This is a genomic window from Stenotrophomonas sp. TWI809, assembly GCF_039673205.1.
In the GTDB taxonomy this organism is placed as follows: domain Bacteria; phylum Pseudomonadota; class Gammaproteobacteria; order Xanthomonadales; family Xanthomonadaceae; genus Stenotrophomonas.
The window spans coordinates 121,290-146,019 of the sequence record NZ_JBDJLE010000009.1 but is presented as its reverse complement, the minus strand read 5'-3'; the positions used below and the strand labels follow the sequence as shown (position 1 = coordinate 146,019).

At 67.1% G+C, this 24,730-nt stretch carries 25 protein-coding genes; 14 read left to right on the top strand and 11 right to left on the bottom strand.

Annotated elements, in window-relative coordinates; translation table 11 throughout:
• Positions 1 to 109: 109 nt before the first annotated feature.
• The 3 genes from ABE472_RS09625 to ABE472_RS09615 all read right to left on the bottom strand — a co-directional run bounded on the left by ABE472_RS09625 (position 110) and on the right by ABE472_RS09615 (position 2,719).
• The gene (locus ABE472_RS09625) at positions 110 to 1,087 is read right to left on the bottom strand and encodes an MBL fold metallo-hydrolase (protein ID WP_346464287.1); all 978 of its coding nucleotides are present in this window, start codon (positions 1,085 to 1,087) and stop codon (positions 110 to 112) included.
• Positions 1,088 to 1,183: 96 nt separating this feature from the next.
• Positions 1,184 to 1,975, bottom strand: a complete 792-nt coding sequence (locus ABE472_RS09620) for a helix-turn-helix transcriptional regulator (RefSeq protein ID WP_346464313.1) — start codon at positions 1,973 to 1,975, stop codon at positions 1,184 to 1,186.
• A gap of 45 nt (positions 1,976 to 2,020) precedes the next feature.
• A complete protein-coding gene (locus ABE472_RS09615; RefSeq protein ID WP_346464289.1) occupies positions 2,021 to 2,719 on the bottom strand; it encodes a VIT family protein in 699 nt (232 codons plus the stop codon).
• A gap of 207 nt (positions 2,720 to 2,926) precedes the next feature.
• Here ABE472_RS09615 and ABE472_RS09610 point away from each other — a divergent pair, with 207 nt between their 5' ends.
• Entirely contained in the window at positions 2,927 to 4,291 is a 1,365-nt protein-coding gene (locus tag ABE472_RS09610; RefSeq protein WP_313209115.1) for a glutamate--cysteine ligase, read from the top strand.
• A gap of 237 nt (positions 4,292 to 4,528) precedes the next feature.
• On the opposite strand, the gene ABE472_RS09605 is transcribed toward ABE472_RS09610, so the two are convergent.
• From ABE472_RS09605 to ABE472_RS09595, 3 genes are all read right to left on the bottom strand, one after another.
• The gene (locus ABE472_RS09605) at positions 4,529 to 4,891 is read right to left on the bottom strand and encodes a hypothetical protein (RefSeq protein ID WP_313209116.1); all 363 of its coding nucleotides are present in this window, start codon (positions 4,889 to 4,891) and stop codon (positions 4,529 to 4,531) included.
• A gap of 18 nt (positions 4,892 to 4,909) precedes the next feature.
• Positions 4,910 to 5,887: an RHS repeat-associated core domain-containing protein gene (locus ABE472_RS09600; RefSeq protein WP_346464291.1), complete on the bottom strand. Its 978-nt coding sequence runs from the start codon at positions 5,885 to 5,887 to the stop codon at positions 4,910 to 4,912.
• Between the two features lie 403 nt (positions 5,888 to 6,290).
• A complete protein-coding gene (locus ABE472_RS09595; protein WP_313209118.1) occupies positions 6,291 to 7,349 on the bottom strand; it encodes an NAD(P)-dependent alcohol dehydrogenase in 1,059 nt (352 codons plus the stop codon).
• Positions 7,350 to 7,455: 106 nt separating this feature from the next.
• On the opposite strand from ABE472_RS09595, the gene ABE472_RS09590 reads away from it, so the two are divergent.
• From ABE472_RS09590 to ABE472_RS09580, 3 genes are all read left to right on the top strand, one after another.
• The gene (locus ABE472_RS09590) at positions 7,456 to 8,346 is read left to right on the top strand and encodes a LysR family transcriptional regulator (protein ID WP_346466078.1); all 891 of its coding nucleotides are present in this window, start codon (positions 7,456 to 7,458) and stop codon (positions 8,344 to 8,346) included.
• Positions 8,347 to 8,415: 69 nt separating this feature from the next.
• Complete coding sequence (locus tag ABE472_RS09585; RefSeq protein ID WP_346466077.1) at positions 8,416 to 9,084, top strand: SMI1/KNR4 family protein; 669 nt, start codon at positions 8,416 to 8,418, stop codon at positions 9,082 to 9,084.
• Positions 9,085 to 9,092: 8 nt separating this feature from the next.
• Positions 9,093 to 9,305, top strand: coding sequence for a hypothetical protein (locus ABE472_RS09580; protein WP_346466076.1), 213 nt, complete (start codon positions 9,093 to 9,095; stop codon positions 9,303 to 9,305).
• A 345-nt stretch (positions 9,306 to 9,650) separates the two neighbouring features.
• On the opposite strand, the gene ABE472_RS09575 is transcribed toward ABE472_RS09580, so the two are convergent.
• Positions 9,651 to 10,754, bottom strand: a complete 1,104-nt coding sequence (locus tag ABE472_RS09575; protein WP_346466075.1) for an alkene reductase — start codon at positions 10,752 to 10,754, stop codon at positions 9,651 to 9,653.
• A 126-nt stretch (positions 10,755 to 10,880) separates the two neighbouring features.
• On the opposite strand from ABE472_RS09575, the gene ABE472_RS09570 reads away from it, so the two are divergent.
• The 4 genes from ABE472_RS09570 (at position 10,881) to fghA (ending at position 14,236) form a co-directional block, all read left to right on the top strand.
• The gene (locus tag ABE472_RS09570; RefSeq protein ID WP_346466074.1) at positions 10,881 to 11,789 is read left to right on the top strand and encodes a LysR substrate-binding domain-containing protein; all 909 of its coding nucleotides are present in this window, start codon (positions 10,881 to 10,883) and stop codon (positions 11,787 to 11,789) included.
• A 127-nt stretch (positions 11,790 to 11,916) separates the two neighbouring features.
• Complete coding sequence (locus tag ABE472_RS09565) at positions 11,917 to 12,192, top strand: metal/formaldehyde-sensitive transcriptional repressor (protein ID WP_038691827.1); 276 nt, start codon at positions 11,917 to 11,919, stop codon at positions 12,190 to 12,192.
• Positions 12,193 to 12,247: 55 nt separating this feature from the next.
• On the top strand, positions 12,248 to 13,357 hold the full coding sequence (locus ABE472_RS09560) for an S-(hydroxymethyl)glutathione dehydrogenase/class III alcohol dehydrogenase (protein WP_346464298.1): 1,110 nt from the start codon (positions 12,248 to 12,250) through the stop codon (positions 13,355 to 13,357).
• Positions 13,358 to 13,405: 48 nt separating this feature from the next.
• Positions 13,406 to 14,236: an S-formylglutathione hydrolase gene (gene fghA, locus ABE472_RS09555; RefSeq protein WP_346466073.1), complete on the top strand. Its 831-nt coding sequence runs from the start codon at positions 13,406 to 13,408 to the stop codon at positions 14,234 to 14,236.
• A gap of 42 nt (positions 14,237 to 14,278) precedes the next feature.
• Here fghA and ABE472_RS09550 read toward each other — a convergent pair whose 3' ends face one another.
• A complete protein-coding gene (locus tag ABE472_RS09550) occupies positions 14,279 to 14,917 on the bottom strand; it encodes a hydrolase (protein WP_346464300.1) in 639 nt (212 codons plus the stop codon).
• Between the two features lie 121 nt (positions 14,918 to 15,038).
• On the bottom strand, positions 15,039 to 15,908 hold the full coding sequence (locus ABE472_RS09545; protein ID WP_319623436.1) for a pirin family protein: 870 nt from the start codon (positions 15,906 to 15,908) through the stop codon (positions 15,039 to 15,041).
• Between the two features lie 120 nt (positions 15,909 to 16,028).
• Between ABE472_RS09545 and ABE472_RS09540 the strand changes: the two genes are divergently transcribed.
• Together ABE472_RS09540 and ABE472_RS09535 are read left to right on the top strand one after the other, a co-directional pair.
• A complete protein-coding gene (locus tag ABE472_RS09540) occupies positions 16,029 to 16,934 on the top strand; it encodes a LysR family transcriptional regulator (RefSeq protein ID WP_319623437.1) in 906 nt (301 codons plus the stop codon).
• 115 nt (positions 16,935 to 17,049) lie between these two features.
• Complete coding sequence (locus tag ABE472_RS09535) at positions 17,050 to 18,471, top strand: diguanylate cyclase (RefSeq protein WP_346466072.1); 1,422 nt, start codon at positions 17,050 to 17,052, stop codon at positions 18,469 to 18,471.
• A 70-nt stretch (positions 18,472 to 18,541) separates the two neighbouring features.
• Here the strand turns inward: ABE472_RS09535 and ABE472_RS09530 are convergent, their stop codons facing one another.
• Positions 18,542 to 18,988, bottom strand: coding sequence for a universal stress protein (locus ABE472_RS09530; protein WP_346466071.1), 447 nt, complete (start codon positions 18,986 to 18,988; stop codon positions 18,542 to 18,544).
• 148 nt (positions 18,989 to 19,136) lie between these two features.
• Here ABE472_RS09530 and ABE472_RS09525 point away from each other — a divergent pair, with 148 nt between their 5' ends.
• The 4 genes from ABE472_RS09525 (at position 19,137) to ABE472_RS09510 (ending at position 24,348) form a co-directional block, all read left to right on the top strand.
• A complete protein-coding gene (locus ABE472_RS09525; RefSeq protein ID WP_121039741.1) occupies positions 19,137 to 20,051 on the top strand; it encodes a LysR family transcriptional regulator in 915 nt (304 codons plus the stop codon).
• A gap of 180 nt (positions 20,052 to 20,231) precedes the next feature.
• Positions 20,232 to 21,773, top strand: coding sequence for an MFS transporter (locus ABE472_RS09520; RefSeq protein WP_346464303.1), 1,542 nt, complete (start codon positions 20,232 to 20,234; stop codon positions 21,771 to 21,773).
• Positions 21,774 to 21,790: 17 nt separating this feature from the next.
• Entirely contained in the window at positions 21,791 to 22,846 is a 1,056-nt protein-coding gene (locus ABE472_RS09515; protein ID WP_313219616.1) for an HlyD family secretion protein, read from the top strand.
• Positions 22,846 to 24,348, top strand: coding sequence for an efflux transporter outer membrane subunit (locus ABE472_RS09510; protein WP_346466070.1), 1,503 nt, complete (start codon positions 22,846 to 22,848; stop codon positions 24,346 to 24,348). Before ABE472_RS09515 ends, ABE472_RS09510 begins: the two co-directional genes overlap by 1 nt.
• Here ABE472_RS09510 and ABE472_RS09505 read toward each other — a convergent pair.
• Positions 24,321 to 24,659 carry a hypothetical protein gene (locus ABE472_RS09505; protein WP_313209123.1) on the bottom strand — a complete coding sequence of 113 codons (339 nt, stop codon included), beginning with the start codon at positions 24,657 to 24,659 and terminating at the stop codon, positions 24,321 to 24,323. The two genes, ABE472_RS09510 and ABE472_RS09505, sit on opposite strands and share 28 nt — an antisense overlap.
• Between the last annotated feature and the right edge of the window lie 71 nt (positions 24,660 to 24,730).

The window sequence follows — 24,730 nt, the reverse complement described above, 5'->3', positions numbered from 1 at the left end:
GGCGGGGCGGGGCGCGGGTCCTCGTCCCACTCGCTGTCGGGGCCCCCGCCCCGGGGCCCCCACTACCCGAAGGCGCCTGACGCCCGGTGTACGGCGCGGTCGTGTCCCCTCATTTCGCCGGTAACGGCGAGAATTCGCCCGGCACCCACGCGAACGCCTCTCCTTCGCGGCGCACATGCCCCAGCCCTGGGAACGGCAGGTGCGCGCCGGCCACCCACCAGCCCTGATCGGCTGCCTGCGCCATCATCCGGCGCCGGCTGGCGATCGCGGCCACGCGGTCGCTGTCCGCTTCAAACGACGCCTGAGGCTGCGCGAACTGCACCGCGTGGAAGTGCACGATGTCGCCCCATACCAGCAGCTGCTGGCCGGCGCCGCCATCGATCCGGTAAGACACGTGGCCGACCGTATGACCGTGGCTGTCCAAGGCGGTGATGCCCGCCGGCAGTGTGTCGCCAGGTGCAAAGCGCTTCAGTTTCCCGCCCGCTTCATACGGCGCCACCGCCTTGCGCGCCAAGGCGAAGGCAAAGCGCACACCCTGCGGCGCGGTTGCCTCGCTGGCCGGATCCAGCCAGAACGCGGCATCGGCCGCCGACAGCCACACCGTGGCATTCGGGTAGGCAATCCTGTCCTGCGCATCGAGCAGGCCGCACAGGTGATCCGGGTGCGCGTGGGTCAGCACCACCTCATCCACCTCGGCCGGGTCGTAGCCGGCCTTGCGCAGGTTGCCCAGCACCTGGCCCAGGCCGGGGCCGAAGCACTGCGCGGTGCCGGTGTCGACCAGGGTCAGGTGATCGCCCTGCTGCACCAGGTACGCATTGACCGCCGTCTGCAGGCCCTTGCCATCTTCGGGGACGTAGCGGTGATCGAGCAGGCGGGTGACTGCCCCGGGGGCGATCCCGACCAGTTCCTGCCGGCCCAGTGCGACCGTGCCGTCGAACAGCGCCGTGACCTGCAGCGTGCCGATGGTCTGGTGATAGACGCCGGGGACCTGCTCGCGCGGGGTGTGCGTGGTGGTGGCCCATGCGGGGCTGGCGACAACGGCCAGCAACACGGCGGTGGCGAGCGTGCGAACGCGGGGGAAAGGCATGGCAGGTTCCGGACAGGGCGGCGGCGCCGCGGTGCCTCCATGCTGCGCGCCTGGTCGGCTGCGTTCCGCTCAGAATGCCGCGCGATCCGCTCGCGCTCAGCTGTTGCCTATCGCCGCCGGTTCCAACCCGTAACGTTCGGCGAAGCGCTTGTTGAAGCTGCCCAGCGAACGGTAGCCCACGCGCGCGGCCACGGTCTTCAACGGCAGCCGGGTGGTGTAGAGCAGGCTCATGGCATGCGCGAGCCGCGCATCGGTGATCAGTTCGCGCACGCTGGAGTGCTCGCTGGCCAGGCGCCGCCGCAGCGTGGCACCGCTGAGGCCGAGCTGCGCTTCGAAATCGCGTGACTGCCAATCGCGCTCGGGCTGGGCAGCGATCAGATCGCGGATGCGTTCCCCCAGGCTGGGTTCGGGGGGAACCAGCAGGCTGCCGTGCCCGCGCCGGCAGAACGCCACGGCAAGCGATGCCAGGGCCAAGCGTGCTTCGGTGTATTGGCCTTGTTCCAGTGCCTGCCGCCACTGCAGCAGGGTCGCCCCATGCTCGACCAATGGCAGCCTGGCCAGTGCATCACCGGCCTGCGGCAGCGGCTCGTTCCACAGCGCCCGGGCGGCAGTGAGCGCCTCGGCACACATCGGCACGATCGCACTGAGATAGAGGCCGCTATGCGGATCGGGAATGTTGACCACATCGATGCGGCAGCGCCGGGTGATGAGGAACAGATCGCCCGGTGCGAATTCCAGCGATTGCTGCGCGGTACGCACCTGCTTGCGCCCCTGCAGCAGGATCGCGAACTGCGGCTGCGGAATCTCCACGGAGGAGGCGCCATGCTCGCGGCGCGCGGTGATGCAGGCGTAGCCATCGGCGCGCTGGCAGTCAGCCAGGCTGGCCATTGTCGCCAGCAGCGAGGAGGTCGTATCGATCGACGCGGACACCGCTCAGCCCGCCACGTTGAACAGTCGGCCGACCAGCGCGGCCGCGGCCATCGCGATCGCACCCCAGAAGGTGACGCGCACCGCACCGCGCAGACGTGGGGCACCGCCGGCATGGGCGGCCAGGGTGCCGGTCAGGCACAGCCCCAGCAGCGTCACCACGGTGGTGGCCTGGCCGACGACAGCATGCGGCGCGAGCAGGGCGGTCAGCACCGGCAACGCGGCGCCACTGACGAAGGCGCCGGCGGAGGCCATGGCCGCCTGCATCGGGCGCGCCCGCAGCTCCTCGGTGATGCCCAGCTCATCGCGGGCATGTGCCCCCAGCGCGTCGTGCGCGGTGAGCTGGGTGGCCACCTCACGCGCCAGGCCGGGACTCAGCCCGCGATGGCGGTAGATCGCGGCCAGCTCTTCCAGCTCGCTGTGCGGGTCTTCGTGCAGTTCGCGCCTCTCCACGGCCAGGTCGGCCCGTTCGGTATCGGCCTGCGACTGCACCGAAACATACTCGCCAGCCGCCATCGACATCGCACCGGCCACGGTCCCGGCGATGCCGGTGGCCAGGATCGTGGCGGCCGAGGCGCCGCTCGCCGCGATGCCGACCACCAGGCCGGCTACCGAGACAATGCCGTCATTGGCGCCGAGCACCGCGGCACGCAGCCAGCCGACACGGTCGGAGCGATGTACTTCCGGATGTCGGGATCGGCTCATCGAATCAGTGTAGGGGCTGGCGGCGGCCAACAGCGGAATGACTCGCAGCCGCGGCGGGGCCGGCGCAGCGTCAAGCCCATGCCAGTAGGATGCTGAAAACCGTCACGGTGACACGACGGCAGGGGACGCCACGATATAGTGCGCCCTTGCGATGCGGGGGCGTGAACCCCACATCCCCGCCCTGACCAGAATTCTGCGAGCCTCCCCTTGTCGAGCCCCAGCCACGTCGCCGAGACGCCGATCACCGACCGTAATGAACTGGTCGCCACGTTGGCCTCCGGCGAAAAGCCCCAGGCGCAGTGGCGCATCGGCACCGAGCACGAGAAGTTCGGCTTCCGCCTGGATGACCTGCGCCCGCCCACCTTCGACGGTGACCGCGGCATCGAAGCGCTGCTCAACGGCCTGACCCGCTTCGGCTGGGATCCGGTGCAGGAAGAGGGCCGCACGATAGCGCTGCTGCGCGACAACGCCTCGGTGACGCTGGAGCCGGCCGGCCAGCTGGAACTGTCCGGCGCGGCGGTGGAGACCATCCACCAGACCTGCGTGGAAACCGGCACCCATCTCAATGAAGTGGCGCAGGTCGCCGGCGAACTGCAGCTGGGCTTCCTCGGCATGGGCTTCCAGCCGAAGTGGGCCCGCGATGAAATGCCGTGGATGCCCAAGGGCCGCTACAAGATCATGCGCGAGTACATGCCCAAGGTCGGCACGCTTGGCCTGGACATGATGACGCGCACCTGCACGGTGCAGGTCAACCTGGATTACGCCACTGAAGCGGACATGGTGAAGAAGTTCCGCGTGTCGCTGGCGCTGCAGCCGATCGCCACCGCGCTGTTCGCCGATTCACCGTTCACCGAGGGCGCGCCGAACGGCTACCAGAGCTACCGCTCGCACATCTGGACCGACACCGACAACGATCGCACCGGCATGCTCGACTTCGTGTTCGAAGACGGTTTCGGTTACGAGCGTTACGTGGATTACCTGCTCGATGTGCCGATGTACTTCTCTTACCGCGATGGCAAGTACCACGATGCCAGCGGCCAGAGCTTCCGCGATTTCATGGTCGGTAAGCTGCCGGTGCTGCCGGGCCAGCTGCCCACGCTGCGCGACTGGTCCGACCACATGACCACCGCCTTCCCGGAAGTGCGCCTGAAGAAGTACCTGGAAATGCGCGGCGCCGATGCCGGCCCGTGGAGCCGCCTGTGCGCGCTGCCCGCGTTCTGGGTAGGCCTGCTGTATGACGATGCCGCACTCGATGCCGCGTGGGATCTGGTCCGCGATTTCAGCCTGGTTGAGCGCAACGTTCTGCGCGATGGCGTGCCGAAGCATGGCTTGAGGCTGCCGTTCCGCAACGGCACCGTGCTGGATCTGTCACGCGAAGCGTTGAAGATCGCGGTAGCCGGGCTCAAGCGTCGCGCCGCGCGCAATGCCGACGGTCAGGACGAAAGCAAGTTCCTGGAGGTGCTGCAGGAGATCGTCGATTCCGGGTTGACCCCGGCCGACCGCAAGCTGGCGCTCTTCCACGGCGAGTGGGGCGGCAACATCGATCCAGTGTTCAAGGAATTTGCGTACTGATCGCAAAACCACCGTGGAAGAACGGCGCTCGCCCGGTCCGGGTGAGCGCCGTTTTTCCACGTGACACCTTACGACCAAGGTCGGGAATTTTCGACGCCACCTGGACGTTACGAACTCAGGGGAGGGCAGAGTCCGCCCGAGGCCTTACGGGAGAACCGCACGCTCTTTGCGTGGCCCCACGACAGGCAGACGTGTCAGTTCCAGATCATGTTGCTGCCGTCAGGCCCAGCCATCCAGTCAGGCAGGCCTTACCGCCGACAAGACAGCTTCAATTCCGACGTCTGTACAGATCTCGAGCGCGAGCTCCCGCGCTTCAGAGGCCGTCAGTCGCCCTGCCGTCTTCAATGCTTCGAATGAAAACTCCGGATCAACCGAAATCCTGTTCACGACTTCCTCTTGGATTCGGCGATGCAATTCGATAGCCGGACCTAGCCGAACCCTATCTTCCGCATGTATTGCACTTGAAACCTCGTGGCCGTCCAACGCCTCGTAGTAGTAAAAATTAGAGTACGTGTCGATGAAGCTCTGGGCGTTGACAGCGCCGAGTGCAAATTCTCTGACAAGCCTCGTCATCTGGATGAGTTCTGCCTCGCTATCCATGTTCCACGCACTCCTTACTCATTGCTTTACGGGAAGCCAAGGGGTTCCATCGGCATTGGTTACACCTGGCACATGGCCATGCGGCTGCTGCGCTCGGGGATCGGGATGGGTTGATGGTTTATGTCCTCCATCAATACGCACTCCAGTAGGCTGGCCGTCGGGGCCTTTCGCTTGAACGAAGCGGCCATCTGGAGATCCTTCAATTCTTCCGCCTGGAGGTGTCGGGATCGCGTTTCCCTTGGAATCGACATAGATGGTTCCAGAAGCCTTGTGCTGGCTGGCGACCTTTCGTCCTAGTTGCGCGGCTTCGTCACCGTGCTTCAACACTGCCTTTCCGGCGTCACCGGCCAATGGAATCAGACCAATTGCCGCCCCGGCAATGTTCGCAGGTGTTGGAGCTTGGATTGCCTCAACGATACCTTTGACGTCCCCCAGGACCGGCGTGAAGTCGGCAACCACTGGGAGAATCTGCTGGGCTTGCTCAGCTGTTACAGGATTGTAGAAATCCCTTGGTGCTCCCAACGCTTGACGCCCATCTGGGTCAGTAAAGCGATATGGGTTGCCGTTCGCATATCGGTATCGATTGAATTGCCCCACCGGCTGGTCATACGCCGTCACAGGGTCCACCGACAGGAACCTGCCCAACTGCGGATCCATGTACCGCTGCTGCATGTAGCTGAGCCCCGTGGCCGCATCGCTCACATGCCCCGTATATCCCGGTCCATCCGTGACCTGTCCGCCCACAACAGCGCCATAGGGCTCATAGTCGTAGCGTTTGATCACGTTGCCATTGGCATCAGATTCGGCAACGACCGAACCGAGTGCATCGGTATGGATATAGGTGACGGTCTGAGCGCGTGCAGATGGCACAAGGGTCATGCTGACCAGTAGCACACAGAAGAGCCATGCGCCCACGACACTCAGCTTCCGAAAGAAATTCTCCACTTCTCTGCGGAGAGCAAACGTGCCGCCAGCACTTCCACCGAATCTGCGCATCCTTCCAATCCCTGAAAGAGCCTTGAAGCAAGGCGTGCCATTGATAGCACAGCAATGAGAGGCCTGTGGCTGAACTGCTTCAGCAAGGCCAAAGGTGCCATGGCGGGTCGGATCGTGCGAGAAGCGCCAAGCGCCAAGGGAGTCGGGCCAGGGAGCAGTGGCGAGGCCAGTGGCGACGCGTCAGCGGAAGATGACAATGGGAAGATCGCATCTTGGCAACCGGCAGCTAGGTGTCACAGCTCCGATCGGAGAGGGGGCGCTCCTGGGGCACCGTCCTCGGCCAACTACGCCGAGGACGGTGAAGATCTCCAAATCCCATCATCCGTTCGGTGTCAAGACTGCTCCTCTCAGACGAACAGTATTGCGGTGTCTCCGGGATGTTTCACTTGAACCTGTGGAAGGATCAGGCCGCCTTTTCCAGCGTGCCCATGTCGATGACGAAGCGGTACCGCACATCGTTCTTCGCCATGCGCTCCCAGGCCTCGTTGACGGTCTTGATGTCGATCACTTCCACGTCGCTGACGATGTTGTGCTCGGCACAGAAGTCCATCATTTCCTGCGTCTCAGCCATGCCGCCGATCGCCGAGCCGGTGATGTGCTTGCGGCCGAACATCACCGAAGCGCCCATCAGCGGCGGATCCAGCTCGGTCAGCACGCCGACCAGGCACATGGTGGCATCGCGCTTGAGCAGGGACATGTACGGGTTGGTGTCGTGGCTGACCGGGATGGTGTTGAGCAGGAAGTCGAAGCTGCCCGCATGGGCCTTCATCTGCGCCGGATCACGCGAGACCAGCACTTCATCGGCGCCCAGGCGCTTGGCGTCGGCACCCTTTTCCGGGGTGGTGGTGATCATCACCACGGTGGCGCCCATCGCCTTGGCGAACTTCACGCCCATGTGGCCCAGGCCACCGAGGCCGATCACGCCGACCTTCTGGCCGGGGCCGACCTTCCAGTGGCGCAGCGGCGAATAGGTGGTGATGCCAGCGCACAGCAGCGGCGCGGCGGCCTTGAGGTCGAGCGTTTCGGACACCTTCACCACGAAGCGCTGCTCGACCACGATGTGGTCGGAGTAGCCGCCGAAGGTCGGCTGGCCGCTCTCGCGCTCGGTGCTGTTGTAGGTGAAGGTCGCGCCCTTCTCGCAGTACTGCTCCAGATCTTCATCGCAGGCCGCGCAGTGGCGGCAGGAATCGACCATGCAGCCGACGCCGGCGAAATCGCCGACCTTGAAGCCGGTGACGTTGGCGCCGACCTCGGTCACGCGGCCGATGATCTCGTGGCCGGGCACCATCGGGAACTTGGAACCACCCCAGTCGTCACGGGCCTGATGCAGATCGGAGTGGCAGATGCCACTGAAGAGAATCTCGATGCGCACGTCATCGGGACCGGCCGGGCGGCGTTCAAAGGAGAACGGCACCAGCGGCGCGGTCTGGTCGTGCACGGCATAACCATGGGCGAGGGACATGGGGAATCCTTGGCAGGTTTGTAGAAAGGCGCTTTACAATACGCCCCGATCCCGTGCACAAAAAGTCAGGATATCGGCATGATTCATCAAGTGAAACGGGATAATCATGGCCACTGACAACCTGACCCATCTGGCCGCCTTCGCCGCCGTGGCGCGCCACCGCAGCTTCCGCAAGGCGGGGGCCGAGCTGGCGCTGTCCACCTCGGCGGTCAGTTACGCGATCCGCGCGCTGGAAGAGCGCCTGGGCGTGGGCCTGTTCCACCGCACCACCCGCAGCGTGGCCCTCACCGAAGCCGGCCAGCGCCTGCTCGAACGGCTGCAGCCGGCCCTGGATCAGGTGCATGACGCGCTGGAGGAAATGAATCACTTCCGCGCCGCCCCGGCCGGCCTGCTGCGCATCAACGCCACCCGCGCCGCCGTGCAGACCCAGCTCGGCCCGCGCCTGGCGCGGTTCCTGCGAGCCCACCCCGACGTGCGCATTGAACTGGCGCAGGACGATGGCCTGGTGGATATCGTCGCCAAGGGATTCGATGCAGGCGTGCGCCTGCACGAATCAGTGCCCGAAGACATGGTGGCGGTGCCATTGGGCCCGCCGTTGCGCGGCCTGATCGTCGGCGCGCCGTCCTACCTGCAGCGCCGCGGCATTCCAGCGCATCCGCACGAACTGGTGCAGCATGAGTGCGTGCGCTTCCGTTTCGCCAGCGGCCATCTGTACAAGTGGCAGTTCGAACGGGACGGCCAGGAACTGGACGTGGACGTGCCCGGCCGGCTCACCTTGGGCGATCAGCACACCATCCTGCAGGCCGTGGTCGACGGCCTTGGCCTGGCCTACGTGCTGGAAGACTCCGCGCGCCCGTACCTGGACGATGGCCGCCTGGTGGCGGTGCTGGAAGACTGGAGTGAGCCGTTCCCCGGCTTCGTCCTGTATTACCCGCGGCAACGGCAGATGTCGTCGGCGCTGCGCGCGTTCGTGGATATGGTGCGGGCGACGGTTTGAAGTGCGAAGTGGTTGCCGCGGCTGCACCGCCAGTGGCACGCTTGCCCGCCGCATCGGATGCACCCTGGCATGCCCATCGCAACGCCCCACGACATCGAACAGCAGCTCGGCCAGGCGTTTCCCGCGCTGTACCACCAACTGCAGGGTGATCGCATGCTGGACTGGGGTACGTTCTGCCACGGCTGGGTCACCAGCGTGTACCCGACGCTGCGTGCGCGCCCGCCGCTGCTGTTGTACGCGCGTGAGTTCGAGCTGATCGCGCCGGCCGATATCGTGGGCCACGCCGAACAGTTCACCGATGAAGACTGTCACGTGCGCCTGCGCGAGCGCCTGCAGCTGTTGCCATTCGGTAGTACCGGGGCGGGCGACTACTACTGCTTCTGGCAAGATCCGAGTGCACCGGGCGAGCCGCGCGTGGTGCTGCTCTGGCACGACGATGACCGCGTGGACCTGCTCGCGACCAACCTGCAGGACTTCATCTTCCGGATGATGGTCGATGCGGTGGCCGACCTTGACGACGGCTTGCTGGAAGAAGGCGATATCGCCGACAACCTGCAGCGTTGGCTGAAGTCGCATCGCCCCTATCTGCGCGCAGCGCAGGTGCAGGCGTTGGAAGAGCTGTATGCCGATCCTGCGATCCAGGCCGGTGGCGTGGGCGAGGATGTCGCCACCGCGTTGATCCGTCGCGTGATCGGTTTCGAGGGCATCGATACCCACTTCAGCTACGTACCGGCATGACGGCTGCCATGCCGGCGTCTGCTGCACTCAGCGACGCGGACGTCCGCCAGCTGGCCGACCATCTGCTGGCGTTGGATGCCGGACGGTTGCCGGCGCCGTTGCCGCCGCACCTGCGCGCGCACCCGGTGGCCACCCTGGCCGCCACCGGGCAACTCGACGCGGCGGTGGTGGCCCTCATGGGCGACGTACCCAACCCCTGGCGGGGCCTGATGTTGCGATGACCCCGCGGGTCGGACGGTAGAGCCACCCCATGGGTGGCTGCCCGCAGCGCAGACGTCGAAAATCCAGCCACGCATGGCGTGGCTCTACCGCCGGCGGGGCACGGGTAGAGCCACCCCATGGGTGGCTGCACGCAGCGCAGACGTCGAAAATCCAGCCACGCATGGCGTGGCTCTACCGCCGGCGGGGCACGGGTAGAGCCACCCCATGGGTGGCTGCACGCAGCGCAGACGTCGAAAATCCAGCCACGCATGGCGTGGCTCTACCGCCGGCGGGGCACGGGTAGAGCCACCCCATGGGTGGCTGCACGCACCCACGGAATCACCACGCCCGCGCCGGCCCCATGATCAGCCGGCAACCGGATAGTCGGTATACCCCTCCGCACCACCGCCGTAATACGTGGCCCGATCCGGCACCGCCAGCGCCACATCGCGCTCCAGCCGCGCCACCAGGTCCGGGTTGGCGATGAACGGCTGGCCGAACGCCGCCAGATCGATGATGCCCTCGTCCACCAGTCGCAGCGCGCGCTCGCGGGTGAGGCTGCCCGCCAGGATCAGGGTGCCACCGTAGCTCTGCTTGAACGTGCGCAGGAACGCCTCGCTCAGGACCGACACGCCCCGTGCATGGTTGTCGTTGAGGTGCACGTAGGCCAGGCCGCGCTTGCCCAGTTCCTGCGCCAGGTACAGATACGCCGCTTCGTTGCCGACGTACTCGGGCATGTCGAACTGCAGGTTGTTCGGTGCCAGCCGCACGCCGACGCGGTGCGCCCCGATCCGCGCGGCCATCGCATCGACGGTCTCCAGGATCAGGCGCGCGCGGTTCTGCAGCGTGCCGCCGTAGCCGTCGGTGCGGTCATTGGTGACCGGGTTGAGGAACTGTTCGAACAGGTAGCCGTTGGCCGCGTGCAGTTCGATACCGTCGAAACCGGCGGCGATCGCGTTGTCGGACGCGCGCGCGAAATCGTCGACGATGCCGGGCAGCTCGTCGGTGCGCAGGGCACGCGGCGGGGTCGGATCGGCCTGACCACGGCTGCCGTCCTCGCGGTACACGAAGGCGCTGCTCTTCGGGTCGCTGGCCACCGGGCGGGTGCCCGCGCTGACCGGCTGGCCGCCGTCGGGCTGCAGTGAGGCGTGCGACATGCGGCCCACGTGCCAGAGCTGGGCGAAGATGACGCCCCCTTCGGCATGCACGGCAGCGGTGACCGGCTTCCAGCCCTCCACCTGTTCGGCCGACCACATGCCCGGCACGTCGATGTAGCCCTGGCCCTGCGGCGACACCGGGGTGCCTTCGCTGATGATCAGCCCGGCACTGGCGCGCTGCCGGTAGTACTGCGCGGTGAGGGCGTTGGCCACGGTGCCGGGGTTGCGTGCGCGGGTCATCGGCGCCATCGCGATGCGGTTGCGCAGGGGGGTACCGGCGAGGTCGTAGGGCTGGAAGAGCAGGGCGGTCATAAGGCGAACTCGTGGGGAAGGGGGCGCCAGCGGCGCGACCCCTTCAAGATAGGGTTGACCTGGAGGCACATAAAGGACTTCAATTTCCCAGCAAGTGGGACATTGTGTCCCCAATGGAGCGCGGTGATGCTGCCAGTGGAATCGTTGAATGGGCTGGTCACCTTCGTCACCACGGCGCGCTCGGCCACGTTCACCGAAGCGGCCGAGACCCTGGGAATCTCGCGCTCGGCGGTCGGCAAGGCGATCGCGCGGCTGGAAGAGCGTCTGGGTGTGCGGCTGTTCCATCGCACCACGCGGCGCATTTCGCTCACCGCCGATGGCCAGGCCTACTTCGCCTCCTGCGCCACCGCGCTGGAAGAGATCGCCTCGGCCGAGGCGTGCCTGGGCTCGGCCTCGCACCTGCCGGCAGGCCGCCTGCGCATCGACATGCCGTCCTCGTTCGGGCGGCTGATGATCCTGCCGGTGCTGCTGCGCATCTGTGCCGAACACCCCGAACTGCAGCTCACCATGACCTTCACCGACCACTTCGTGGACCCGGTCGAAGAAGGCATCGACCTGTTGATCCGCTTCGGTGGGCTGGACCAGGCCCAGCACCTGGTTGCACGACGGCTGGGCACCCAGCAGTTGATCACCTGCGCCTCGCCGGCCTACCTGGACAGGCACGGCACGCCCGCCACCGTGGACGACCTGCATGCGCATCGCAGCATCGTCGGCTATCGGTATGGACAGCCGGTGGCGTGGCGGATCGGAGAAGACGCCGGGCAAGCGCGCTTCATTCCCAGCGGCACCCACCAGCTCAACGATGGCGATGCCGTGATCGAAGCGGCCATCGCCGGCCTGGGCATCTGCCAGATGCCGCACTTCCTGGTGAAGCGGCACCTGCAGTCGGGCGCGTTGCAGCAGGTGCTGGGCCACTGCATTCAGCACCATGTGGAGATCCACGCGCTATGGCCGCAGACCCGGCACCTGCGGCCGAAGGTGCGCTACGTGGTGGATGCGCTGGCGACACTGGCCGATGCCGGTGCGTTCGACTGAGCCGGGCGGGCGGTTCACGGGAGGGAGCACCGTTGCAGGCGATGGACCGCGCCAAGGCAACCGCGAGGTGACCCCCGCGACTGGTTGTGTATACTATCCCCCAGTATAGTTCTCTGGTCATTCGCCCGTGCCGCACTCCCCGGAAGAAAAGAAGAAGGTCCTGGCCCGCGTGCGTCGCATCCGCGGCCAGTGCGATGCGCTGGATCGGGCGCTGGATGCCGGGGCCGAGTGCGGGCCGGTGCTGCAGCAGATCGCGGCGATCCGCGGTGCGGTCAACGGGTTGATGTCCGAAGTGATGGAAGCCCACCTGCGTGAAGAATTCGGCCAGCCGGCGCAGTCCGATGCGCAGCGCGCCGAGCGTGTGCGCGACATGAGCGCGCTGATCCGTTCCTACCTGAAATAAGCGTGCGGCTACCCGCGCGCGCACCTGTCTTGTTCCCTGCCTTGGAGTGCTCCCCATGAAATCCCGTGCTGCCGTTGCCTTCGCCGCTGGCGAACCGTTGAAGATCGTCGAGATCGACGTCGCTCCGCCGCAGAAGGGCGAAGTGCTGGTCAAGATCACCCACACCGGCGTCTGCCACACCGATGCGTTCACCCTGTCCGGCGATGATCCGGAAGGCCTGTTCCCTGCCGTGCTGGGCCATGAAGGCGCCGGCATCGTGGTGGAAGTGGGCGAGGGCGTCACCAGCGTCAAGCCGGGCGACCACGTGATCCCGCTGTACACCGCCGAGTGCGGCGAGTGCCTGTTCTGCAAGAGCGGAAAGACCAACCTGTGCGTCGCCGTGCGTGCCACCCAGGGCAAGGGCGTGATGCCCGATGGCACCACCCGCTTCAGTTACAACGGCGAGCCGATCTACCACTACATGGGCTGCTCGACCTTCAGCGAGTACACCGTGGTGGCCGAAGTCTCGCTGGCCAAGATCAATCCGGATGCCAATCCGGAACACGTGTGCCTGCTCGGCTGTGGCGTGACCACCGGCATCGGCGCGGTGCACAACACCGCCAAGGTGCAGGAAGGCGATTCGGTGGCGGTGTTCGGGCTGGGCGGCATCGGCCTGGCGGTGATCCAGGGCGCGCGCCAGGCCAAGGCCGGCCGTATCTTCGCGATCGACACCAACCCGTCCAAGTTCGAACTGGCCAAGCAGTTCGGTGCCACCGACTGCGTCAACCCGAAGGACCACGACAAGCCGATCCAGCAGGTCATCGTGGAGATGACCACCTGGGGCGTGGACCATACCTTCGAGTGCATCGGCAACGTCAACGTGATGCGGGCGGCGCTGGAATGCGCGCACCGTGGCTGGGGCCAGTCGGTGGTGATCGGTGTGGCCGGCTCGGGTCAGGAAATCTCGACCCGTCCGTTCCAGCTGGTCACCGGGCGCTCCTGGAAGGGCACCGCCTTCGGTGGCGTCAAGGGCCGCAGCCAGCTGCCGGGCATGGTCGAAGACGCCATGAAGGGCGACATCGAACTGGCGCCGTTCGTGACCCACACGATGGGCCTGGACGAGATCAACGACGCGTTCGATCTGATGCATGAAGGCAAGTCGATCCGCTCGGTCGTGCATTTCTGAGTCACTGCGGGCGGCGCGTGGTCTGCGCCGCCCCTACGGAGAACCATCATGGAACGCATCGAACATCGCGCCGCCTCCGGCGGCTGGCAGGACGTGTACCGCCACACCTCGCAGGTGCTGGGCTGTGACATGAATGTCGCTGTCTACCTGCCGCCGCAGGCCGCCACGCAGAAGCTGCCGGTGCTGTACTGGCTCAGCGGGCTGACCTGCAACGAACAGAACTTCATCACCAAGGCCGGCGCGCAGCGTTATGCCGCCGAACATGGCGTGATCCTGGTCGCGCCGGACACCAGCCCGCGCGGCGATGACGTCGCCGACGCCGAAGGCTACGACCTGGGCAAGGGGGCGGGTTTCTATTTGAACGCCACCGAGCAGCCGTGGGCGGCGCACTACCGCATGTACGACTATGTGGTGGAGGAGCTGCCGGCGTTGATCGAGGCGCATTTCCAGACGACGGGTGCACGCAGCATCAGTGGCCACTCGATGGGGGGGCATGGTGCGCTGGTGATCGCGTTGAAGAATCCGGGGCGCTACAAAAGCGTCTCGGCGTTTTCGCCGATCGTCGCGCCGACCCGCGTGCCGTGGGGGCAGAAGGCCTTCACTGCCTACCTGGGTGAGGACCGCGCCAGTTGGGCGGCGTGGGATGCCAGCGAGCTGGTCGCCGCCGCGACCGAGCGCCTGCCGTTGCTGGTGGACCAGGGCGGTGGTGATGAGTTCCTCGACACCCAGCTGCAGCCGCAGTGGTTGCAGGCGGCCTGCACGGCGGCCGGTCATCCGCTGACGCTGCGCCTGCAGCCCGGTTACGACCACAGCTATTACTTCATCAGCAGCTTCATCGGCGAGCACATCGCGCATCACGCCAAGGTGTTGCACGGGTGATGCCCGCCCAACGGCCACGCGGGAGCGTGGCCGTTGCGTCGCTCATTGGCGATCGTAGGAGAACTGGATGCCGGCAGTGCCGCCCGTCTGGATGAAAAGTTCCATGAACGCCGGCACCGTGTCCTGGCGCTGCCAATCGCGCTGCAGCTCACAGAACAGCTGAGGCACGCTGATCATCCTGCCGCCGGCCTGTTCGATGCGGCGCAGGCCCGCGTCATGCGCGGCCAGGGAGGTGCCGCCAACGGCATCGACCACGACGTACACCTCGTAGCCCTCCTTCAAAGCATCCAGGGCGGGGAAGGTCAGACAGGCTTCGGTCCACAGGGCGGTCATGATCAGCTTGCGGCGCCCGGTGGCCTGCACCGCGTCGCGGAATGCGGTGTCTTCCCATGCATTGATGGTGGTGCGGTCGTAGGTGGGATGGTCGGCCAGCACCTTGCGCAGCTGCGGAATCGGCGGTTTGTTGAGGCCGCTGCGCACATTGACCGTGGAATGCACGATCGGCAGCCCGTAGGCGACGGCGGCCTTGGCGGTGCCGACGATGTTGTTGACCAGCAACTGCCGGTCCATCGAGGCGATCGAGTTCACCTGTACCGGCTGGTAGTCGATGATGATGAAGGCGGCGTTCTGCGGGGTCAGCAGGTGATCGGTGACAGGATCACGGATGGGTTCGCTTGCCATGGGAAATACTCCTGGGAATGGGGAGGCCGCTGGGCGGCCGGGGTATGGCGATGGCAACGACCATCGCCACGGAGGACAGGGGATGCGTCAATCGCGCTGCGAATCCAGCACGTCGCCGGAATTACGCGTGAGCGATCTGGCCGAAGCGGCCGCTCTTGAAATCGGCGAAGGCCTGGCTGATGTCGTCCTGGCTGTTCATCACGAAGGGCCCGTAGCCCACGATCGGCTCATCGATCGGTTCGCCACTGAGCACCAGCACCGTGGCATCGCTGTTGGCCTCGATCTGCAGGGCGCTGCCATCGCGATCGAGCATCACCAGCTGCGCCTCGTGCACGGCCTGGCTGCCATTGACCTGCACGCTGCCGCGCAGCACGACCAGGGCGACATGGCGCCCCTCGGGCACCGGCAGGTGGGCGCTATGGCCCTGGAGCAGCCGCAGGTCCCACACATCCATCGGCGTGAAGGTGCGCGCGGGGCCACGCTGGCCGTCGAACTCACCGGCGATCACGCGCACGCGGCCCGCCTGGTCCGGCAACGGCACCGACGGAATCTGCGCGTTCAGCAGGGTCTGGTAGCCGGGCGCGGCCATCTTGTCCTTGGCCGGAAGATTCACCCAGAGCTGCACCATCTCCAGCGTGCCGCCGGTGCGGGTGAAGGCGTGGGAGTGGAACTCTTCATGCAGGATGCCGGAGGCGGCGGTCATCCACTGCACGTCGCCCGGGCCGATGGTGCCGCCCGCGCCGGTGGAATCGCGATGCTCCACTTCGCCCTCATAGACGATGGTCACCGTCTCGAAGCCGCGGTGAGGATGCTGGCCAACGCCGCGTGGCTGCGCAGCGGGGGTGAACTTCATCGGGCCGGCATAGTCCAGCAGCAGGAAGGGGCTGACCTGCTGGCCGTGGCTGGAATAGGAGAACAGGGTCCGGGCCGGGAAGCCGTCGCCCACCCAGTGCGCCTTGGGGGCGCTGTAGATGCCGAGAATCTTCTTCATGTCGTACTCCTCCGGGGGCAGGCCCGTGTCTGATGGAAGAGATGATGAATTCAGGACGCTGGCGCCGGTAGTCAGCAGAATTTATCCTCATAGTCCTATTTGGTGAACGCTGGAGGCGGCGTGCAGGATCTCAATGACCTCTACTATTTCGCCCAGGTGGTCGATCACGGTGGTTTCGCGCCGGCGGGGCGGGCGCTGGGGGTGCCCAAGTCGAAACTCAGCCGCCGGGTGGCGCTGCTTGAGGAGCGGCTGGGGGTGCGCTTGATCCAGCGTTCGACGCGGCACTTCTCGGTTACCGAGGTCGGCCAGACGTTCTACGCGCACTGCAAGGCGATGCTGGTGGAAGCCGAAGCCGCCCAGGAAGCGATCGAACTCACCCGCAGCGAGCCGCGCGGCATCGTCCGGGTGGCCTGCCCGGTCGCGCTGCTGGACACGCGTGTCGGCGAGATGATCGCGGCCTTCCTGGCGCAGTGCCCGGGGGTGGCGATACAGCTGGATGCCACCAACCGCCGGGTCGATCTGATTGCCGAGGGCATCGATATCGCGATCCGGGTGCGGCCACCGCCATTGCAGGACACCGAGCTGGTGATGCGGGTGCTGGCCGAGCGCAGCCAGTGCCTGGTCGCCAGCCCGGCGTTGATCGCGCGGCTGGGCCTGCCGCAGGTGCCGGCCGATCTCGCTGCGTTGCCGAGCATGGAGCTGGGCCTACCGCAGAACGAGCACGTCTGGAATCTGTTCGGCCCGGACGGCACGCGCGCGGACATCCATCATCGGCCGCGCCTGGTCACCCGCGGCATGCTGACCCTGCGCGCGGCCGCGGTGGCCGGCGTGGGCGTGGTGCAGCTGCCGCGGATGATGGTGTGCGACCAGATTGCCGCTGGCACGCTGGTGCACGTGCTGCCCGCGTGGGCGCCACGGCGGGAGATCATCCACGCGGTATTCCCCTCACGGCGCGGACTGCTGCCCTCCGTACGCGCGCTGATCGATTTCCTGGCGGAACGTTTCCAGCAGCTCGAGGAAGAGTAGCCGACGCTGCCCGGCGCCCTGCCGCGCCCACGCCGTCAACGCGGGATGAATTGATCCCCAGGTGCCGGGCAACCTTGTATGTTGGTCGCAACGCCGCATCGGAATGGAAAGCCGCATGGTGGTCTGGCTGTCGGTACTGTACCTGCTGTGCCATGGCATCGCGCTGGTGCTGATGCCCGCGCATGCGCTGCCGGTGTCCTATGCGTTCCTGATCGGAGCGCCCCTGCTGGCGGGGCTGGCCTGTGTGTGGCGGGGGCGCCGCAGCGCCTCGATCGTCGGCTGGGTCGCGATGGCGCTGGGCATGGGGCTGTGGGCGGCAGGCATGGCGTTGAACATGTACCAGGAGGTCGGCCGAGGCAACGCCGATGCGACGCCGGGGCTGAGCATGCTGCTGTACGTGCTGTACGGCGTGCCGCTCACCTTCGCGATGGCCCATCCGCGGCATGAGCCGTGGTACCTCAGCCTGATTGATGCGCTGCTCGCGCTGCTGCTCGGCTACCTGTTCTTCGTCTACACGTTCTCCTTCGCCACGCTCAACGATGCGGGCGAGGACGGGATCGCACACCTGCGGCTGATGTTCGATGTGGAGAACATTTTCATCGCCGGCTTTGCGCTGCTGCGCTGGCGGGCGAGCGAAGATCCCTCTCGGCGCGTGTTCTTCCGGACGTTGTGCGTGTTCGCCTGGGTGTACCTGGGTGTTGCCGCGTACATCAACCACGTCGAGACGGAGGGCAGCTACGGCGGCCTGGTCGATCTGCTGATCGATGTCCCGTTCCTGTTGCTGGCGATCATGGCGCTGCGGCCTTCCCGACGCAGTGAAGTGCGTGTGCCGCGCGCGCTGGTGATGGCCGTGCGCGCCGGGAGCCCCTTGATCCTGGCCCTGTCGCTGATGGTGGTGTCGGCATTGATGGTGCGCGAGCATCCCTATCTGGCCGTAGCCGGGTTTGCATTGGCTACCGTGGGGTCGGGCCTGCGCAGTGTGTTGATGCAGATGCGTTCGTTCGCGCGGCAGGACCAGCTCGATGCATTGTCGCGGATCGACAGCCTCACCGGCCTGGCCAACCGACGCCAGTTCGACCAGAGCCTGCGTGATGCGTGGGAGCAGGCGCGGCGAAGCGGGCAGGGGATCGCGTTGCTGATGGTCGATATCGACTGCTTCAAGGCGTTCAACGACCGCTTCGTGCACCCGGCCGGCGATCAATGCCTGCGCCTGGTCGCTGCAACGTTGGCGGGGTGCGCGGTGCGCAGCACGGATCTGGTTGCCCGTTATGGCGGTGAGGAATTCGCCGTGGTGGTGGCATCCACGCCGCTGGCAGGCGCCCCTGCACTCGCCGAGCGCATGCGCCGTGCAGTGGAGCAGCTGCAGTTGCCTTCCGCTGAGTCGGGACGACCGGTGACGATCAGCATCGGCGTCGGGACCGTGCCGAGGGTGTTGGACGCCGATCCTGCCGAGCTGCTGGCGGCGGCGGATGCCGCGCTGTACGCCGCCAAGCGGGGCGGGCGCAATCGGGTGGAAGCGGGCGGCGCACCGGGCTGAGCGCGATCACCGTTCGCCGCCGGGCCAAGGCACGGCCGCGGCCGATGGATGACGGCACGCCGGCGTTCGCTCAGGCATCGCCACCGCTCACTTCCACCAGCACCGGGCAGGGCGCATGGTCCACTGTCCATTGCCCGACCGAGCGGTCCAGCAGGCGTTCCAGCCGCGACAGGTGGCGATGGCCAATGACGATCAGGTCACAGCCGTGCTGGCGGGCATGATCGCAGATCACCTGCGCCGGCTCGCCGGCCGGGTGGTGGCCGATGCCGTCGATACCGCGCTCGCGCAGGCTGTTCAGGGCGGTGGCAAGCAGCTGTTCGGCCTGGTGGACCTGGGCGTCGGCGGCCGGATACTCGGCGTGCTCGGCACGGGGTGCGTCGTCGGCCAGCGCGAAGGCGGGGTCCAGCACGCACAGCAGGTGCAACCGGGTGGAAGGCCCGGCCAGCGACCCGGCGAGGTCCAGTACCTGGGCGTGCTGTGGGCCGCCATCCAAGGCGACGAGGATCTTGGTGAACATCGGCAATCTCGGCAGAGGGGGCGCTAGGGTCGCGCACCGTTGGCGCTGGACCCATGCCGTGCGCCGCAGCGGAGCCGTGCGTTGGGCGCATCAATACCGGTTTTGGATTGCAGTAAAGTCACCGCCACACGTTGAAGGTGATACTGCCGTGACCATGCCCGATCTGAACCTGCTCATTGCCCTGGATGCCCTGATCGAGGAGGGCAGCGTCGTGGGCGCGGCGCGGCGGATGAACCTCAGTGCCCCGGCGATGAGCCGTACCCTGGGCCGCATCCGCGAGGCGATCGGCGATCCGGTGCTGGTCCGCGCCGGCCGTGGCCTGGCCCCGACCCCGCGCGCGCTGCAACTGCGTGAGCAGGTGCGCGGGGTGATCGAGCAGGCCCACCTGGTTTTCAATGCCGGCCGCGAGGTCGACATGCTGACGCTGGAGCGCACCTTCAGCATCCGCGCCAACGATGTGTTTGTCGGCACGTACGGTGGCCGCATGCGCGAGTTGTTCAAGGCGCAGGCGCCGTGCTCGGTGCTGCGGTTCGTGCCCGAGGGCGATGGGGACGACGATGCGATGGCGCAGGGCCGGATCGATCTGCACATCAGCGCTGTCAGCAAGCTGAGCGCCGATACCAAGGTGCAGAACCTGTTCAGTACCTCGTTCTTCGGTGCCGCCCACGAGGGCCACCCGATCTTCGCCGGCGAGATCACTGCCGAGCGCTTCGTGGCCTTCGACCACATCGCCGTATCGCGCCGTGGCCGGTGGTATGGCCCGATCGATGAGGACCTGGAAGCGCTGGGGCTGACCCGACGGGTCGCGCAGATCATGCCGACCTTCCACTCGGCGATCTTCGCCGCGGCCGATTCGGACCTGATCCTGCCGCAGATGCCCAGCGTGATGCTGGGCCGGCTGGAACGCCTCGGGGTACCGCTGCGCCTGTTTGAACTGCCGATTCCGGTCCGCAGCGCGATTGTCGTGCAGGCATGGCATCCCCGCCTGGACAGCGATCTGGCGCATCGCTGGCTGCGCCGCAGCATCAAGGCGATGTGCGACGCGGAGTCCACGCAGGCCTGACGCACTGCGACCCCGGCCGCCTGCACGGTCACCGGTGAGGCGTGCGTCTGATGCACGCCAGCGATGGCCGGCGCAGCATTTTTCGCAGCATTGGCGCTGCCTAGACTGCCGCTCCCCGTCGTGGAGTGGACCCATGTCCGTGTTGTTCCCGCTGCATCCCCCGTACCCGGGGGGTGTTCGATGACTGCTGTTGCCGCCCCGTTGCCGGCAGCAACTGCCGTGCCGGCTGCACCGCCCGCGCAGGCGGTGTTCGGCCTGCGTCTGGCCGTGGGCCTGTGCGGCGTGCTGCTGGCTGTGCTGATCTCGGGTATCAACGAAAACGTCACCAAGGTCGCGCTGGCCGACATCCGGGGCGCGATGGGGTTCAGTGCCGATGACGGCAGCTGGATCATCGCGCTGTACACGGCGATGTCGGTCAGCGCGATGGCGTTTGCGCCGTGGTGCGCGGTCACCTTCTCACTGCGTCGCTTCGCACTGGTGATGATCGGCGCCTTCATGGTGCTGGGCGTGCTGTGTCCGTTCGCACCGGATCTGCCCTCGTTCCTGATCCTGCGCGCGCTGCAGGGGCTGGCGGGCGGCGCGCTGCCACCGCTGCTGATGAGCGTGGCGCTGCGCTTCCTGCCGCCGGGCATCAAGTTGTACGGCCTGGCCGGCTATGCGCTGACGGCCACGTTCGGGCCGAGCCTGGGCACACCGATGGCCGCGCTGTGGGTGGACTACGTGGGGTGGCACTGGGCGTTCTGGCAGATCGTGCCGTGGTGTGTGGCCGCGCTGGGCATGGTGGCATGGGGCCTGCCGCAGGACCCGCTGCGGCTGGAGCGTTTCGCGCAGTTCAACGGGGTCGGCCTGGCGCTCGGGTTCCCGGCGCTGGTGATGCTGGTCATCGGCCTGGTGCAGGGGCCGCGCCTGGACTGGTTCGCCTCGCCGCTGATCTGCCTGCTGCTCGGCGGTGGCACTGGCCTGTTGGCGCTGTTCTTCTACAACGAATGGTCGCACCCGCTGCCGTTCTTCAAGCTGCAGCTGCTGGCCAACCGCAATCTGAGCTACGCGCTGATCACCCTCGGTGGCGTGCTGTTCGTGCTGCTGGCGGTGATCATGATTCCCTCCAGCTTCCTGGCCAAGGTGCAGGGCTACCGGCCGCTGCAGACCGCGCCGATACTGCTGTGGGTCGCGTTGCCGCAGCTGATCGCGCTGCCGCTGGTGGCGACCCTGCTCAACCAGCGCCGGGTGGACAGCCGCTGGGTGCAGGCGATCGGCCTGGGCCTGCTGGCGTTGGCCTGTGGCCTGGGCGCGCAGCTGACCACCGATTGGCACCGCGACAACTTCGTGTGGCTGCAGGTGATCCAGGTCATCGCCCAGCCGATGGCGGTGCTGCCGCTGCTGATGCTCGCCACCGGCAGCCTGGCGCCGACCGATGGCCCCTTCGCTTCAGCATGGTTCAACACCGTCAAAGGCTTCGCCGCGGTCCTCGCCGGTGGCCTGCTCGAGGCGGTCACCACCGCGCGCAGCCATCTGCACTCGACCGCGCTGGTCGACCGGATCGGCAACGCACCCTGGTTTGACGCGGGCGCCGCACCCGGGCTGGGCGCGCGTCTGCATGCGCAGGTCGTGGCGCTGACCTCGGCCGATCTCTATCTCCTCGTCGTGTGGGTGGCGGTGGCGCTGATCGCGCTGATTCCGTGGCTGCCCACACGCATGTATCCGCCACGTGCCGTGGCTTGAATTCAAGGAACTCCCCTGTGTCCCTGCATCGCAACTCCGTTCCCTTCGTCATCGCTGCCGGCCTGCTGCTGCTCGCCGGCGGCGCCGGGTGGCTGCTGCACGATGGCCGCCATCAATCCACCAACAACGCCTATGTCACCGCGGACTTCACCGTGGTCGCGCCGAAGATCGCTGGCTTCGTCAGCGAGGTCCGCGTGCGGGACAACCAGACGGTCAAGGCCGGCGATGTGCTCGCGCGCATCGATGATCGCGACTATCAGGTCGCGCTGGCGGCCGCGCGTGCCGATCTCGCCAATGCACGGGCGCAACTGGCCAATGCGCAGGCCGCGTTGGCGCAGCAGGGTTCGGTAATCGATCAGGCCCAGGCCAGTGTGGATGTCAGTCGCGCCGAGCTCAGCCTCGCCCAGGCCGATCAACGCCGCTATCAAGCGCTGGCCAGCGACGGTGCCGGCACCGTGCAGAACGCACAGCAGGCGCAGTCGCGCCAGGCGGTGGCCAGTGCGCATCTGCAACAGGGCACCGCGGCCGTGGTCAATGCACGCCAGCGCACTGCGCTGCTGACCGCCAGCGTGCAGTCCGCGCAGGCCGCCGTGGAGCGGGCCGACGCCGCACAGGCCCGTGCCGAACTGGATCTGTCGCATACCGAGCTGCGCGCGCCCATCGATGGCATGGTTGGCCGCCGCGCAGTGCGCGTGGGGGCTTACCTTACCCCGGGCACGCCGGTGCTCGCGGTGGTGCCGCTGCAGCAGGCATTCGTCGTCGCCAACTTCCAGGAAACGCAGATGACGCGCATGCACGCCGGACAGCGCGTAGACGTGCAGGTGGATGTGTTCCCCGGCCAGTCGCTGCACGGCCGGATCGACAGCATCGCCCCGGCGACCGGGGTGACCTTCGCCGCGATCGCGCCGGAGAACGCCACCGGCAACTTCACCAAGGTGGTGCAGCGGATACCCGTGAAGATCGTGCTCGACGAAGGCCAACCGCTGGCCGGCAAGCTGCGCGCCGGCATGTCGGTGGAGGCGCGCGTGGATCTGGACAGCGGCGGGCGTGGGCTGCCGGGGGAGGGCGCATGATGCGCCGGCAGACGGTGCGCCTGATGGCAGGCAGCGCGCTGTGCACCGCACTGGCGGCCTGCACCCTCGGCCCGGACTTCGTGCGGCCCCAGGCAAGCCTGCCCGCGCAGTGGGAGGGGGGCGTGATCACCTCGGCGGCCTTCGCTGATGACGCGGCGTGGTGGAACGGCTTCGAGGATCCGCTGCTGGTGGCGCTGGCGAGCCAGGCCATGCGCGCCAATCTGGATGTGCAGCTGGCGGCCAACCGCGTCGCGCAGAGCCGCGCGCTGCGCCGGAGCAGCGCCGCCGACCGCGTCCCGGCCGTCGGCGCGACGGTCGGCGCCACCCGTGCGCGCAACAGCGAAGTGGGTTTGAACGATCCGTCCGGCAATGCCGGGCGGGAGGACTATGGGCTGTTCCAGACCGGTATCGGCCTGAGCTGGGAGCTGGATCTCTGGGGCCGTGTGCGCCGCCAGGTGGAGATCGCCGATGCCCGCGTGCAGATCGCCAACGAAGACTGGCACGCGGTGCAGACCGCGGTGATGGCCGAAGCCGCCGGTACCTATCTGCAGCTGCGCGCGACGCGTCAGTTGCTGGCGATCACCGAGGACAACCTGCACATCGCGCGCGACGTGCAGCGGCTGACCCTTTCCCGCCAGCAGCAGGGCGTAGCGACCACCTTGCAGGTGGCCAGTGCGGCCGCGCAGGTGGCAGCGCTGGAGGCGCGGGTGGCACCGCTGCAGCATCGGCAATCGCACCTGCGCAATGCGCTGGCCCTGTTGCTGGCGCGCTCCCCGCAGGCGCTGGACGCACAGCTGGAAAACGCGCGGCGCGATTGGCCGGCGTTGCCCGGCATGGCGGCCGGGCTACCCAGCGACCTGGTCGAGCGCCGCCCGGACATCCGCCGCGCCGAAGCGGCCCTGCATGCGGCGACGGCTGGCATCGGTGTGGCCAAGGCCAACTTCCTGCCGCGCATCACCCTCAATGGCGATGCCGGCTTCCAGGCCAAACAGCTCGACGACCTGGACGGCTGGAACGCCCATCGTTTCAGCATCGGTCCGGCGATCAGTCTGCCGATCTTCCAGGGCGGCAGGTTGAAAGCGAACCTCGCTCTCAGCCGGCTGCAGGAACGCCAAGCTGCGCTGCAGTTCCAGAAGACGGTGCTGCAGGCGTGGCACGACGTGGACGATGCGATAGACGGGTACAGCGCGGAGCAGCGACGCGGGCAGGCGCTGCAGGTGGCGGTGGAGGAAAGTGATCGTGCCTTGATGGCTGCGCGTCGTCAGTACCAGGCCGGGGTGATCGATATGCTCGACGTGCTGACCACCCAGCGCATCGCGCTGGACAACCAGGCAGCGCTGGCTGACAGCCAGGCGGCGGCTGCGATCGCACGGGTGGATCTGTATCGCGCGCTGGGTGGCGGCTGGCGCGATGTGGGGGTAGGCGTGACCCTCGCTGGCAGCGCGTCGGCTGCCAGCGGGCCGGGCAACATGGCTCAACGCACGTTGCGCAGTTCCCAGTGACTGCCGGCCAGCATGCGCAGGCGCTGCTTGAACACGTCGCTGTCGATGCTGGTGGTGGCGCAGAGGTTGATGCGCAGATCATCCTGCGCGCCGGTCACGGTGGCGGCCGGATCGGTCGCGCCCCACTGCGGGTCGACCGCGTCGGGATCGTCCTGTTTGGCGCGCCAGCGGTCGAACAGCACCGGGGTGCGCAGGGCATTCTGAAGCTCTTCGGCCAACCCTGCCGCGCCCTGGGCGTGGAAGGACAGGTCCGGATCGTTGCCGCGCGCCTTGGCCGGGTCCGGCAGGCTGATGTCATAACTTACTGGCATGGTTACCTCCATTGAATGCGGCAAGGCTGGCAGAGACGCGGTGCAATCCGCGTGCAGAACCCGCGGCCGTG

Coding starts and splice junctions, on each gene's coding strand:
- ABE472_RS09560 (WP_346464298.1), top strand. CDS start 12,248: ATGAAATCCCGTGCTGCCGTTGCCTTCGCCGCTGGCGAACCGTTGAAG.
- ABE472_RS09590 (WP_346466078.1), top strand. CDS start 7,456: ATGGCCACTGACAACCTGACCCATCTGGCCGCCTTCGCCGCCGTGGCG.
- ABE472_RS09545 (WP_319623436.1), bottom strand. CDS start 15,908: ATGAAGAAGATTCTCGGCATCTACAGCGCCCCCAAGGCGCACTGGGTG.
- ABE472_RS09570 (WP_346466074.1), top strand. CDS start 10,881: ATGCTGCCAGTGGAATCGTTGAATGGGCTGGTCACCTTCGTCACCACG.
- ABE472_RS09620 (WP_346464313.1), bottom strand. CDS start 1,975: ATGGCCAGCCTGGCTGACTGCCAGCGCGCCGATGGCTACGCCTGCATC.
- ABE472_RS09550 (WP_346464300.1), bottom strand. CDS start 14,917: ATGGCAAGCGAACCCATCCGTGATCCTGTCACCGATCACCTGCTGACC.
- ABE472_RS09600 (WP_346464291.1), bottom strand. CDS start 5,887: ATGCGCAGATTCGGTGGAAGTGCTGGCGGCACGTTTGCTCTCCGCAGA.
- ABE472_RS09585 (WP_346466077.1), top strand. CDS start 8,416: ATGCCCATCGCAACGCCCCACGACATCGAACAGCAGCTCGGCCAGGCG.
- ABE472_RS09615 (WP_346464289.1), bottom strand. CDS start 2,719: ATGAGCCGATCCCGACATCCGGAAGTACATCGCTCCGACCGTGTCGGC.
- ABE472_RS09605 (WP_313209116.1), bottom strand. CDS start 4,891: ATGGATAGCGAGGCAGAACTCATCCAGATGACGAGGCTTGTCAGAGAA.
- ABE472_RS09595 (WP_313209118.1), bottom strand. CDS start 7,349: ATGTCCCTCGCCCATGGTTATGCCGTGCACGACCAGACCGCGCCGCTG.
- fghA (WP_346466073.1), top strand. CDS start 13,406: ATGGAACGCATCGAACATCGCGCCGCCTCCGGCGGCTGGCAGGACGTG.
- ABE472_RS09625 (WP_346464287.1), bottom strand. CDS start 1,087: ATGCCTTTCCCCCGCGTTCGCACGCTCGCCACCGCCGTGTTGCTGGCC.
- ABE472_RS09535 (WP_346466072.1), top strand. CDS start 17,050: ATGGTGGTCTGGCTGTCGGTACTGTACCTGCTGTGCCATGGCATCGCG.
- ABE472_RS09580 (WP_346466076.1), top strand. CDS start 9,093: ATGCCGGCGTCTGCTGCACTCAGCGACGCGGACGTCCGCCAGCTGGCC.
- ABE472_RS09530 (WP_346466071.1), bottom strand. CDS start 18,988: ATGTTCACCAAGATCCTCGTCGCCTTGGATGGCGGCCCACAGCACGCC.
- ABE472_RS09505 (WP_313209123.1), bottom strand. CDS start 24,659: ATGCCAGTAAGTTATGACATCAGCCTGCCGGACCCGGCCAAGGCGCGC.
- ABE472_RS09510 (WP_346466070.1), top strand. CDS start 22,846: ATGCGCCGGCAGACGGTGCGCCTGATGGCAGGCAGCGCGCTGTGCACC.
- ABE472_RS09520 (WP_346464303.1), top strand. CDS start 20,232: ATGACTGCTGTTGCCGCCCCGTTGCCGGCAGCAACTGCCGTGCCGGCT.
- ABE472_RS09575 (WP_346466075.1), bottom strand. CDS start 10,754: ATGACCGCCCTGCTCTTCCAGCCCTACGACCTCGCCGGTACCCCCCTG.